Annotated in this window: 10 protein-coding genes; all 10 read left to right on the top strand. The window is 66.8% G+C overall.

What is annotated here, in order from left to right; all coding sequences use genetic code 11:
- Positions 1 to 6 precede the first annotated feature (6 nt).
- The 10 genes from F0U60_RS12220 (at position 7) to tssG (ending at position 12,922) form a co-directional block, all read left to right on the top strand.
- Positions 7 to 699, top strand: a complete 693-nt coding sequence (locus F0U60_RS12220) for a DotU family type IV/VI secretion system protein (protein WP_395818349.1) — start codon at positions 7 to 9, stop codon at positions 697 to 699.
- On the top strand, positions 696 to 4,328 hold the full coding sequence (gene tssM / locus F0U60_RS12215; RefSeq protein ID WP_395818346.1) for a type VI secretion system membrane subunit TssM: 3,633 nt from the start codon (positions 696 to 698) through the stop codon (positions 4,326 to 4,328). Before F0U60_RS12220 ends, tssM begins: the two co-directional genes overlap by 4 nt.
- 2 nt (positions 4,329 to 4,330) lie before the next feature.
- Positions 4,331 to 5,260: a type VI secretion system-associated protein TagF gene (gene tagF / locus F0U60_RS12210; protein WP_395818344.1), complete on the top strand. Its 930-nt coding sequence runs from the start codon at positions 4,331 to 4,333 to the stop codon at positions 5,258 to 5,260.
- A 13-nt stretch (positions 5,261 to 5,273) separates the two neighbouring features.
- Positions 5,274 to 6,995, top strand: a complete 1,722-nt coding sequence (locus F0U60_RS12205; RefSeq protein ID WP_395818341.1) for a TssA family type VI secretion system protein — start codon at positions 5,274 to 5,276, stop codon at positions 6,993 to 6,995.
- Positions 6,996 to 7,078: 83 nt separating this feature from the next.
- Positions 7,079 to 7,588 (top strand): type VI secretion system contractile sheath small subunit, encoded by a 510-nt coding sequence (gene tssB, locus F0U60_RS12200; RefSeq protein WP_395818339.1) that lies wholly within the window; start codon positions 7,079 to 7,081, stop codon positions 7,586 to 7,588.
- Positions 7,589 to 7,610: 22 nt separating this feature from the next.
- Positions 7,611 to 9,095 carry a type VI secretion system contractile sheath large subunit gene (gene tssC / locus F0U60_RS12195; RefSeq protein WP_395818336.1) on the top strand — a complete coding sequence of 495 codons (1,485 nt, stop codon included), beginning with the start codon at positions 7,611 to 7,613 and terminating at the stop codon, positions 9,093 to 9,095.
- 111 nt (positions 9,096 to 9,206) lie between these two features.
- Entirely contained in the window at positions 9,207 to 9,698 is a 492-nt protein-coding gene (tssD, locus tag F0U60_RS12190; protein ID WP_395818333.1) for a type VI secretion system tube protein TssD, read from the top strand.
- Between the two features lie 62 nt (positions 9,699 to 9,760).
- Complete coding sequence (gene tssE, locus F0U60_RS12185) at positions 9,761 to 10,159, top strand: type VI secretion system baseplate subunit TssE (protein ID WP_395818330.1); 399 nt, start codon at positions 9,761 to 9,763, stop codon at positions 10,157 to 10,159.
- A gap of 10 nt (positions 10,160 to 10,169) precedes the next feature.
- Complete coding sequence (gene tssF / locus F0U60_RS12180) at positions 10,170 to 11,918, top strand: type VI secretion system baseplate subunit TssF (RefSeq protein ID WP_395818327.1); 1,749 nt, start codon at positions 10,170 to 10,172, stop codon at positions 11,916 to 11,918.
- Positions 11,882 to 12,922, top strand: coding sequence for a type VI secretion system baseplate subunit TssG (gene tssG, locus F0U60_RS12175; protein ID WP_395818324.1), 1,041 nt, complete (start codon positions 11,882 to 11,884; stop codon positions 12,920 to 12,922). The genes tssF and tssG overlap by 37 nt, the downstream gene beginning before the upstream one ends.
- The last annotated feature ends 68 nt before the right edge of the window (positions 12,923 to 12,990 follow it).

Here is a 12,990-nt window from a genome sequence, read left to right as displayed (position 1 = left end):
AACGCCATGCAACGAGTCACCGAAGCCACCAAGGACTGCTTCGACGCGGCGATCCGCATCCGCAATTCGGATGCCGCCACAGTCCCCCCTCCCGAGGTGCTGCACCACCGCCTGCGCGGCGTTGTGGATGAGATGCTGCGGCGCGCGGCCGTGCTGGGCTTCAGCCACCAGGACGCCCAGGACATGGCCTATGCCCTGGTCGCCCTGCTCGACGAGGTCGCGCTCACCCGGCCCGAGCCCTACCGCTCGTTCTGGATGAGCAACCTGCTGCAGCTCCAGTACTTCAACGAGAACGTCGCCGGTGACGGCTTCTTCCACCGCCTGCAAGCCATCCGGAAGGATCCACACCGCGCCGAGGTACTGCAGGTCTACTACCTGTGCATGCTCTTCGGCTTTCAGGGCCGCTACCGCATCCGCGGCGGAGAGCTGGAGTTGATGACGCTCATCGATTCGGTCCAGAAGGACCTGGAGCGAGCCAAACCCTTCGACTTCGACGTGCTGTCGCCACACGGTGAGCGGCCCTCCGAGTCGATGCTCGCTGGCAAGCGCAGGGTGTCCCCGATGATCATCTCGCTGGGGGCGCTGGCGCTCGCCGTGCTCGTCTATGGCGGGCTGGTGCTCAGCCTGGATGGAGCCGTCGGAACCTTCCTGAATGAGATCAAGCTCCACATGGCCACCAACACGGGAGAGACGCGATGATCTGGGCACTCGTCATCACGTTCCTGATGGGACTGGCATGGAGTGCGATCACCATGCTGGGAGCGCCGCCGATCCTCACGGGGCTCATCACCGCGGGCGTGTTCCTGCTGTTCGCGCTCGGCAAGTGGCTCGTCGGGAAGATCAAGTCGCGCAAGGCGGCCAAGAAGCTCGAAGGCGCGCTGGAGGCGCAGGCCGAGGAGCAGATCAAGACGGTCCGGCCGGACCTGCAGCCAGAGATCAAGGCCATGCAGGCCGAGTTCTCCAAGGCGGTGGAGGCACTCAAGACCTCCAAGCTGTCGCGGGGCCGCAAGGATGCCCTCGCGGTGCTGCCCTGGTACCTCATCGTTGGACCGCCGGGCGCGGGCAAGAGCACCGCGCTGCGCAACTCAGGGCTGAAGTTCCCCTACCTCTCCGCCAAGGGTGGCGGCGTACGGGGCGTAGGCGGCACGCGCAACTGCGACTGGTGGCTCACCAACGAGGCCGTCCTCCTCGACACCGCTGGCCGCTACGTGAGCAGCGAGGATGACAAGCCCGAGTGGTTCGCCTTCCTCGACACACTGACGAAGTACCGCCCGAAGCGGCCCATCAACGGCCTCATCGTGGCGGTGAGCGTCAGCGAGCTGATGGGGGTGGATCCCCAGGTCGCCGGCGAACTGGGGCAGAGCATCCGCGAGCGCCTGGACGAAATCACCTCGCGCCTGCGCACGTTGGTGCCCGTGTACCTGATGGTCACCAAGTGTGATCTCCTCCCCGGCTTCACGGAGATGTACGCGGACCTGACGCGCTCCGAGCGCGGGCAGATCTGGGGCTTCACCGTGCCCATGGGCGCTCAGGCCGAGGCCTCTACGGACCTGCTGCTAGAGCGCTTTGACGAGCTGGTAAACGTGCTGGAGCAGCGCACGATCAAGCGGCTGGGCCAGGAGCGCCGGCTGGAGGCGCGCGAGAACATCTACCAGTTCCCGCAGCGCTTCGCCGAGTTGCGCAAGAACCTGGCCGAGTTCGTCCAGCCGCTCTTCCTGGACAACGTGTACCAGGACACGCCGGTGATGCGCGGGTTGTACTTCACCAGCGGTACCCAGGACATCAAGCCGATGGAGCGGCTGTCGGGCTCCTCGGGAGAGCTCTTCGGGGACTCGCGTCCGCAGTCCGAGCCAAGCGCGGAAGGCCGCAGCTACTTCCTGTGGGACATCTTCACCAAGGTGATGTTCCAGGACCAGGAGATGGCCGCCCGCAGCTCCATCGAGGAGCAGAGATACCGTCGGCGGCAGCTGATGCTCACGGCCACCTACTTCACGGCGGCGGCCCTGATGCTGGTACTGCCCATCGTGTCCTACTTCCAAAACCGGGCGCTAGCACGCAACGTGCGCGATGCCATCACAGCCGTGCAGCTGGACGCCCGGGACGATCTCGCGCGCCTCAAGGATCTATCCCCTTTGCAGGCCCAGCTCCAGGAGCTGACGAAGCACAAAACAGAGGGTGCGCCCTTCTGGCTGCGCTTCGGTTTGTACGAGGGAGACAAGCTCTTCCCGCTGGCGCAGGCCTTCTACAACACCGCCCTGCGCCGGGTGCTGCTCGGCAACCAGTATGAGCGCATCGAGCAGAACCTCGACCTGTTTTCGAAGAACCAGGACTCGCCGGAATGGAAGCCCGGCTCCGATGACTACGCGAATCACTTCGATGCGCTGAAGATGTACCTGCTCATCACCTGGCCGCATGCGCAACGCGAGCCGTCGCTCGATGAGGTCCACCAGGACTGGCTGGTGGACCAGATCGTGCGGCACTGGGTCCATGTGAAGGGCCTGAATGGAGAGGCCCACTTGCAACAGGCCATCAACCGCCACGCCCGCACGTACATCCAGATGCTGGCGGCGGATCCGGAGCAGCTCGCCTTCGCGCGCAACAACAACATTGTGCGCGCTGCACGCCGGGCACTCAACCGCGTCCCCGTGACCGCGCTGGAGCTGGATCGCATCGTCTCTGCAGTGAGCCGTGATTACCCGGATCAGACGTTGGACGACATCGTCGGCGCCGTGCCCGCCATGCGAGCCACCAAGCGAGTCCGGGGCGCCTTCACCAAGTCCGCGTGGGATCAGGTGGTGCGCTCACGACTGGAGTCCGCATTCAAGAACAAGGAAGCCTGGGTGCTGGACCGGGACGCCAAGGAAGACGAGGAGATGTCCCGCGCCGAGCTGCGCACGCGCTACTACCAACAGTACATCCAGGAATGGAAGGACTTCCTCCAGTCCATCACCGTCCGGCCGCCGGATGACGTGAACCAGATGCAGGATCTGCTCGAGAGCCTCACGCGCGGCAAGCCACCTGCTTTCGGAAAACTGTTCCGGGCCCTTGCTCACAACGTGCAGCTGGTCCGCACGCCGAAACAGGAGGAGAAGAGCACGGCCCAGAAGATGCTCGAGACGGTCCTGCCGGCGAAGGGCACCGAGGAAAAGAACCAGCTCATCGACCCGAACGCGTCCACGGGCGAGTACACGCTCGGGCCCCGGGACGTGGAGAAGGAGTTCGCTACCCTCATTAGATTCACCACCGAGCAGTCCCGCACGGATGACGACCAGGAGACGCTGACGTCACTGGATTTCTACCAGGACCAGCTCGCGCTGGTGCTCAACGCCCTGTTGGGCGTGAAGGAGAAGCCTTCCGAGTCCGGCGCCCTGCTCGAGAAGATCAAGACCACGCGTGAGAGCGTGGCCATGCTCGTCAAGAAGTACGAGAGCGGCGGACCCATCCTGGAGAAGCTGCTGCTGCCGCCCTTCCAGGACATGCGCTCCATCGTCTTCGCCGGTGTGGCGCAAACCAAGAGCAACGATTGGTGCGAGGCCGTCACCAAGCCTTTCGCCCAGCTCATGGCCAACCGCTACCCGTTCGTGCGCGAGTCGATGCAGGACGCGCCCCTGGCCGAGCTCTCGGAGTTCCTGCGTCCCTCGGGAGGCACGCTGCGCAAGTTCATCCAGCAGAACCTGGCCGACGAGGTCGTCACCTCCGGTCGCAAGTGGACGTTCGCCAACCTCAACACACGCGACATGTACCGCGAGGACCTGCTCACCTTCCTGGAGAAGTCGAACAACCTGGCCACCACCCTCTTCCCGGGTGACACCGTGGACCCGCTCGTCCGCTTCCAGGTGCGCGTCCGCGCGGGCACGTCGCCGGACACCTCGCCGTCCGAGATCTCCGCCATCACCCTGACGATCGACGGCACCGACGAGATGTACCGCAACGGCCCGGACAACCTCTGGAAGCCGATGAGCTGGCCCGGCCAGGCCGGAAAGCTGGGCGCGCACATCCACGTGGAGAACGCCTCCGGTGCCACCGCGGACATCGATGAGCCCGGCGAGTGGGGCCTGTTCCGCTTGCTCGAGCGCGTGAAGCGCATCGAGCCCAGCGGAGACGGTCGCTTCTTCACCGCCGTCTGGGAGATCGAGGACATGAACGGAGCGCTCGTCGCTATCGACTTCCGCCCCGAGCGCACCGCCAACCCGTTCTTCGGCCTGTCCGGCAACAACACCTCTCGACTGCTGCAGATCTTCCGGGATCCGGGTCTGACGCCCCCCAACGGCATCGCCCGTGGGGGCAAGGGCTGCCTCGAGATGGTGAGCACCAACGGAGCTCCTTGAGGATGACGCAGGCGCCTCACATCGGGCTGCTGGGCAAGGCTCCGCGCCACGCGGAGTTCGTCCGGCACAACGCGGCCAGCCCCCTGGCCCGGTATCTCTTCCGCTGGATGGAGGAGAGCACCGGCCGGCTGCACGGGGCGCGGAGCGCGCTGCCCACGACTCACGTCAGCTTTGTCTTCACCGCGCCCGGCGAGAGCTCGGTGCTGGTGGGCGTGCTGGCGCCGAGCTCGGACAGTGTGGGGCGTGCCTTTCCGCTGGCCATCTTCCAGGAGCTGCCCGCCTCGGATGTGGCCGGACGTTACGCGCTGCTGCCAGAAACCTATCAGCCCTTCCTCCAGGCCTGCGTGGAGCTGCTGCGCGAGGCGGTCTCGCTCGACGTGCCGAAGCTGCAGGAGCGCACGGCCAAGCTGCCCACCGTGCGACCCGGAGACATCCGGGTGGCGGAGCGACTCCGGGAGGCGATGCTCTCGGAGAAGCGCTGCACGGAGCTGCTCCAACACGTCAATGGAAACCAGGCTCCCGAGGGGCGCTACTACGCGCTGCACACCTTCCTCACCGCCTGCGCGGGAGAGCGCCACCGCGAACAAGGGCTGGCCGGCGTGATGCTGGACTGTCCCTATCCCCCTCACATGGGGCCTGTCACCTGGCTGGAGCTGGCCACCCGGCTGCTGCGCTGGTCGTCTCGTCCTCCGTCCTTCTTCTGGTCCGACGGGCAGCAGCCCCGGCTCTTGCTCTGCCTCGGCGCCGCGCCCCCTACCCTGCTGCTGCACCTGGCCCAACCCACGCGCTCGGGCAACAACCTCTGGCCCCTGCGCACCGAGAAACCCGCCGCGATGGCGCAGGCGAAGCAGGCGCTGTCCGCCGCGCAACGCCAGGTCATCGATTCCTCCAACAGCACGCTCGAGCAGCTCCTGCGTGCCCTCGCGCGATGAAGGAGCGCCCCTCATGACGCCCTCCAACGACATCTTCCGCGAGCGCGCCAACACGTGGCTCGAGCCCATCTCCGCCGAAGCCCCTTGCGGAGCCTCGTCCAAGCACCACCCCACCTACGACAACATCTTCGCGGAGGTGGCCAAGCTCGAGTCCCCCACGGGTGATGCCGTGCGCTGGGACGAGGTCGTCCGCGACGCCGGGGAGCTGCTACAGACAACCACCAAGGACCTGTGGCTCGCCTCCTACTTCGCCTTCGGGCTGTACATGACGGAGGGCCTGCCCGGAGCCATCACCGGGACGACGCTGCTGGCGGAGCTCACCGAGCGCTACTGGCAGGGGCTCTTCCCAGAGGCCTCGCGCCTGCGCAGCCGCGGGCTCGCGCTGTCCTGGTACGTGGAGCGTATGAAGCACGTGCTCCCCACCGTGCAGGCCGAGAGCACCTCGCCCGCGGTGGTGGAGGCCCTGACCTCCGCCGTGTCGAAGCTCGCCGAGGTGACGCGCACGCGCCTCGCCTCTCAGGGCCCGGCGCTCGGACCGATTCTCACGAGCCTCGAACGGCTGCGCGCGTCCATGCCCCAGCAGGCTGCGGCGCCCACGACGGCCACTCCCGCTCAGGTGGCCCCTCCCGCTGCCCCTCCCACTCCGGAGGCTCCCGCGGAGACCCCGGCCGCCGCGGGAACTACCCCCGCTCCCGCCGTCACGCCGCCACCCACGCCCGCGCCTCCACCCGCCCCGGCCCCCGCTCCGGCGACGCCCACGCCGGCTCCTGTCGCGTCCCCCGCCACGGTGGCGGCCCTGGCCTCGCAGCTCCCCTCCGCGCCTACCGGTGACCTCACCAGTGCGGAGGCCGCCGCGGACTTCCTGCGCAACATCGGCTCGTCGTTGCTCTCCGCCTCCGGGGTGCTGCGCCGAGCCAATCCGGCCGACCCACTCGCCTACAGGCTGCTGCGCACCGGGCTGTGGCTGCACATCTCCCAGCTCCCTCCCACTGGAGCCAATGGCAGGACCTCCCTCCCGCCGCTGCCCACCCCGCTGCGCACCAAGCTGGAAACCCTGACAAACCATTCCCGCTGGGCGGAGCTGCTCGACGAAGCAGAGTCCGCCATGACGCAGTATCGCTTTGCGCTGGATTTGCAGCGATTCAGCGCTCATGCCCTGGCATCACTTGGCCCCACCCATGCACCCGCACGTGAGGCATTGCTGCTGGAGCTGAGCAGCCTGCTCAAGCGCATGCCCGCGGTGGTGGAGTTGGTGGCAGCAGATGGCTCGCCCATGGCGGACGCGGCCACCAAGGAATGGCTGCAACGCGAGGTCCTCGCGAAGCCCACCGCCGCGCCCCGGAACGTTATCCCGGCGCCCCTTCCTCGTGAGCTCGAAACCCCCGCGCAAGATGCAGCTCCGGAGGGCGAAACGCTCGCACAGCTCCAGGCTCGCCTTGCCTCAGCCACCACGGCCCGCGCGCGTTTCATCGCACGGCTGCACCTGGCACGTATGTGTGCCCAATCAGGACAGCTCACCACGGCTCGCGCGCTCTACGAAGCGCTCGATGCCGAGTGCACCGCGCAGGCTCTGGACTCCTGGGAACCCGCGCTTGCCGCTGCCTGTCTCGAGGGATTCCTCACCTGTGCCCTCGCCGGAAAAGATTCACCAGATGGTCTAGTAGGAGATTTCTGGATCCGTTATCGTCGTCTTGCTCAGCTCGACCCCGCTGCCGCCCTGCGCGTTCAACTTTGACCCTCGGGCAGCATCCTCGGACAAGCTTCAACTAGCGACGAGCCCACGCACCACCCACCTCACTCAAGAGGAGATAGCAGCAGATGAGCAAAGAGAGTTCCGTCGCCCCAACCGAGCGCGTCAACATCGTCTACAAGCCCGCCACGGGTAACATGCAGGAGCAGGTCGAGCTGCCCCTCAAGATGCTGATGATGGGTGACTTCACCGGCCGGCAGGATGACCGCCCGTTGGAGGACCGCGCTCCCATCAACGTCGACAAGATGAACTTCACCGAGGTGATGGCGCAGCAGAACCTCAAGGTGGACATCTCCGTCGCGGACAAGCTGTCCAACGAGGACAACGCCAACCTGCCGGTGTCTCTGCAGTTCAAGAGCCTGGCGGACTTCGCCCCTGAGAGCATTGTCAACCAGGTGCCCGAGCTCCGGAAGCTGCTGGAGCTGCGCAGCGCGCTCCACGCGCTCAAGGGGCCCCTGGGCAACGTCCCCGCCTTCCGCAAGAAGCTCCAGGCCATGCTCGCCGACGACGAGGGTCGCAAGCGCCTCATCGACGAGCTCGGCCTCAAGGCCGATGGCAACGGTGATTCCAAGAAGTAGTCCAGCAGCGAGAGCGTGACCCATGAGCACCCAGACCCAGACCCAGAATTCCGCGGGCGCCGCGGCGGCCGTTTCGCCCTCCCTGCTCGACGAGATCCTCTCCGAGGCGAAGATCAAGCCCAAGGACGAGGGCTATGACGTCGCCCGCCGGGGCGTGGAGGCCTTCATCACGGAGATGTTGGCGCCCAACCGCTCCGAGGAGCGCGTGGACAAGGCCCTCGTCGACGCGATGATCGCGGAGATCGACCGGCGCCTGACGGCCCAGGTCAACGAGATCATGCACCACCAGGAGGTCCAGAAGCTGGAGTCCTCGTGGCGCTCGCTGAAGTTCCTCGTGGACCGGGTGGACTTCCGCGAGAACATCCGCGTGGAGATGCTCAACGTCTCCAAGGAGGACCTGCTCAAGGACTTCGAGGACTCCCCCGAGGTGGTGAAGAGCGGCCTGTACCGGCTGGTGTACTCCAACGAGTACGGCGTGTTCGGTGGCAAGCCCTACGGCCTGCTGCTGGGCAACTACGACTTCGGCCCGGGCCCGCAGGACATCGACCTGCTGCGCAAGTGCGCGTCCGTGGCGGCCATGGCGCACGCGCCCTTCATCGCCAACGCCAGCCCGGAGATGTTCGGCGAGCAGAACTTCCTCAACCTGCCGAACCTCAAGGACCTCAAGTCGCTCTTCGAGGGCCCGCAGTACGCCCGGTGGCACTCGTTCCGCGAGAGCGAGGACGCGCGCTACGTGGGCCTGTGCATGCCGCGCTTCCTGCTGCGCCTGCCCTACGGTGAGAAGACCATCCCCGTGAAGGCCTTCAACTTCAACGAGGACGTCGTCGGCCACCACGACCGCTACCTGTGGGGCCACGCCTCCACGGCGTTCGCCACCCGCGTGGCGGACTCGTTCGCCAAGTTCCGCTGGAGCCCGAACATCATCGGCCCGCAGTCCGGTGGCGCGGTGGAGATGCTGCCGCTGCACCAGTACGAGGCCATGGGGGAGATCCAGACCAAGGTCCCCACCGAGGTGATGCTCACCGAGCGTCGCGAGTACGAGCTGAGCGAGGAGGGCTTCATCGGCCTGGTGTTCCGCAAGGACGCGGACAACGCGGCCTTCTTCTCGGCCAACTCGGCGCAGAAGGCCAAGTTCTTCGGCAGCACGCCGGAGGGCAAGGCGGCGGAGACCAACTACCGCCTCGGTACGCAGCTGCCCTACATGTTCATCATGACGCGGCTGGCGCACTACGTGAAGGTGCTCCAGCGCGAGCAGATTGGCAGCTGGAAGGAGCGCTCGGACCTGGAGCGCGAGCTCAACCAGTGGATGAGCCAGTACATCGCCGACATGGACGACCCGGCGCCCGCCGTTCGCTCGCGGCGCCCGCTGCGCGCCGCCCGCGTGACAGTTGAGGATGTGGAGGGTCAGCCTGGCTGGTATCGTTGCAGCCTGCAGGTGCGTCCGCACTTCAAGTACATGGGCGCGTCCTTCACCCTGTCGTTGGTGGGCAAGCTGGACAAGGAGTGAGCCCGTCGCACCCGTGACCCGTGGTTCCGCTGAACGCGGGCTCCATCAACCCCGGGCCCTGAGGGGCCCGGTCTTCCGCGCCGTACGCGGCGCACACACCGAGGTGGCTTTATGGCTGAGACAGTACACCTGTACCTGAAGGCGAACGGCACGGACATCAAGGGTGAGAGCACCCAGACGAGCCTGGGCCGCCAGGACTCCATCGAGTGCGTGTCCTTCGAGCACGAGGTCATCACCGCGCGCGAGTCCGGTTCCGGCCTGGCGACCGGTCGCCGTCAGTACCCCCCGATGCGCATCGTCAAGCGCATCGACAAGGCGTCCCCGCTGCTCATGAAGGCGCTGTGTGAGAACCAGGTCATCGACGCGACCTTCAAGTTCTTCCGCCCCAACCCGACGGGCGATGGCACCACCGAGCAGTTCTACACGATCGCCATCAAGAAGGGCCGCATCAACAGCATCAAGCAGCACGTGCCCGACAGCTTCATCCCGGCCAGCACCAACCTGCCGGCGATGGAGGAGGTCACGTTCGTGTTCCACACCATCGACTGGACCATCACCAACGGTGGCGTGACGCACACCGACACCTGGGATGCCCAGCGCTAGTCCGTCCCGCTCTCGGAGCGCTCGCGTGAAGCGCGGGCGCTCCGGAGCAGCCTCCGCACGCCATGGCCGAACGAGGACTCCTGACACGTCTGGCCTCCAGCAGCCACGGCGCGCTCGCGCCCCGAGGCAATGCGGTGGCTTCCATTGCCGAGCACCTGCGGGTCCTGCTCAACACCCGTAAGGGAGAGGCCGCAGCCGCCCCTTCCTTCGGCATCATGGACTTCAACGACATCATCCATCTGTTCCCTGCGGCCATCCCGAGGATGCAGCAATCCATCCGCACGGCCATCCAGGAGTTCGAGCCGCGGCTGAAGAACGTCGTCGTCATGCACGTGCCCGACGAGCAGGACCCTACCGCCCTGCGGTTCGACATCATCGCGCAGCTCAACATCAAGGACGCGCGCGGCACCGTCCGCTTCCATACCGAGTTGCAACCCGGCGGGCGGGTCGACCTCTGGTGAAAGGGCGAGGATGTTCAGCAAGTATTACCTGAGTGAGCTCAGCTACCTCCGGGAGATGGGCCGGGCCTTCGGGCTGGCCAACCCGAGCGTCGCCGGCCTGCTGGTTGAGCGTGGCGCGGATCCGGACGTGGAGCGCCTGCTGGAGGGCTTCGCCTTCCTCACCGCGCGCATCCGCGAGCGCGTGGACGACGACGTCCCGGAGATGGTGCAGGGGCTCACGGAGCTGCTGCTGCCCCACTACCTGCGCCCGGTGCCCGCGTGCTCCATCGTAGAGTTCACGCCGCAGATGCGCGCCCTGCGTGGCCGCTCGCGCATCGCCGCGGGTGCCGAGGTGGCCTCGACGCCGCTGGACGGCACCAGCTGCGTCTTCCGCACCACCCACGACGTGGACCTGCTGCCGCTCAGCGTGCAGGACGCGGTGCTGGACCGCTCGTCCGTGTCCTCGCCGGTGCTGCGCCTCTTCTTCCAGACGACGGAGCAGGGACGCGAGGAGCTGCAGAAGCCCCACGGCCTGCGCCTCTTCATCCACGGGGAGATGTCCGCCAGCGCCCTCATCCTGTTGTGGCTGCTGCGCTACTGCCGCCAGGTGCGCGTGCGCGGCTCCACCAGCGGCAACGAAGTGGTGCTCCAGCCCAGCTGCATCCGCCCCGTGGGCTTCGACAGGCACTTCCGCCTGCTGCCCTGGCCCCGGGCTTTCGACGGCTACCGGCTGCTCCAGGAGTACTTCACGCTGCCGGAGAAGTTCCTCTTCTTCGAGGTGCACGGCCTGGAGACGGCCGCATCCGCGCTCGAGGAGCGCTTTGAGCTCTCCTTCCACCTGGAGCGCCCGCCACCCCTGGACGCGCGGATCACCCGGGAGATGTTCCGCCTGCACTGCGCCCCTGTCATCAACCTCTTCCGGGCTCCGGCGGATCCGCTCTTCCACCATGCCCTGGGCAGCGAGCACCTCGTGCGCGCCTCGGAGCTGCAACCCCAGCACGCAGAGGTGTACTCCGTGGACTCGGTGACGGGGCTCACCGCCGGCCGCAGCGATCGCCGTACCTACCGGCCCTTCCACGAGTTCGAGCACACCCAGGGCGAGGGCGCCGAGCAGGCCTTCTACCGGCTGCGACGCATCCACTCGCCCGTGGATGACGGCATCGACACGTACCTCACCCTGGAGACGCCGCGCGACGTAGCGCCCACGCTCGGGGCTGAGGAGGTGCTGTCCATCGATCTCACCTGCACCAACCGCTCGCTGCCCGCGCGGCTGCAGGTGGGGGACATCACCCAGTCCACCCCGGCCTCGCCCACCAACGCCAAGTTCAAGAACATCACCCCGGTGAGCCGTCCGGCCCGCGCGCCGCTGGGCTCCGAGCTGCACTGGCGGCTGCTCTCGCACCTGGCCATCAACCAGCACTCCATCGCGGATGCGGCGGCGCTGCGGCGCCTGTTGGACCTGTACAACTTCCAGGCGCTCGCGGACAACCTGGCCGCCCGCGCCAGCCGCCTGCGTATCAACGCCATCCGCAACGTGGACACGAAGGCCCTCACGCGCTTCCTCGAGGGCTCCCCCGTGCGCGGCAATCGGACGATGGTGGACCTCGACGAGACGAACTTCATGGGTGTGGGGGATGCCTTCCTCTTCGGATGCATCCTCGATGAGCTGCTGGCCTCCCACGTCACCCTTAACTCCTTCAACGAGCTGGCCATCCGGCTCCAGCCCTCGCAGACGGAGTTCGCATGGCTCCCGAGGAACGGTTTCCTGAAGCTCTTGTAGACGCCGCCCGCCAACTGGCCGGGATGGCACCCCACCTGGGCTTCTTCCAGCTCGTGTCCTATCTCGAGCGGCTGACGGCCGAGGCGGCGCGCGTGGGCAGCGTCGGCCCGGTGAACGAGGAGATGATCCGCTTTCGGCACGACCCCTCGCTGGGCTTCTCCTCGGGAGACATCAGCGAGGTGAAGCTGCGCCGAGTGCCGGTGCGCGCGGAGGAGCCGTACACGCGGCGTCCCCTCTTCGAGGTCGTCACCCACTTCCTCGGGCTTACCGGCTCGGTGAGCCCGCTGCCGATGTACATCGCGGAGGAGATCGCCCAGGAAGACCCGGACCATGCCGTCCGCCGGGAGTTCCTCGACCTCTTCCATCACCGGCTGCTGTCGCTGCTCTACCGCATCGAGTCCAAGTACCGCGTCACCAGCGAGTCCAACTCCGGGAACACCGACCAGTGGTCCCGCCGGCTGCTGGCAGTCGCCGGCTTCGACACGTACGAGGGCAACGGTACGAGCAAGCTGCCCACGCGGCGGCTGCTGCGCATCGTCCCCTTGTTGAACTCGCGCGCGCGCACCGCCGATAAGCTGGAAGCCGCCCTGGAGGACGTGCTCGGTGATGAGTTGCAGGGCGCGCGGGTCCGGGTGGAGCAGTTCGTGGGCCGCTGGGTGGACATCGATGCCCGGCTGCAGCTCGGCCGCAACAACCACATCCTCGGGAAGAATACCGTGCTGGGAGGCAAGGCGTTCGACCGGATGGGGAAGATTAAAATCCACATCGAGCCCGTGCCCACCACCGTGTACCGGCGGATGCTCCCGGGGGGAGATCTGCTGGTGATGGCGCGCGAGGTGGTGCGGCTCTTCCTGAAGGATCCTCTGGAGTACGAGTTCGAGCTGGGGTTGACGGAAGGCGTCACCCAGACGTTCAACCTCTCGAGCACGCAGTCGGCACAGCTGGGGCGGGATACCTGGTTGGGTAAGGGAAAGCAGATACGCCTCAGCATTCCGGTCGTGTGAAGCGCGACCCCGGGAGCGCTGGCAACCGACGGCGCTGGCGCTCCCGGATAAATCTTCTGCCGTCCCCT

It is taken from the genome of Archangium minus, from assembly GCF_044360475.1.
GTDB classification, from domain to species: domain Bacteria; phylum Myxococcota; class Myxococcia; order Myxococcales; family Myxococcaceae; genus Archangium; species Archangium minus.
Note: the sequence above shows the minus strand (reverse complement) of the source record. Positions and strands in the feature narration are given on the sequence as shown.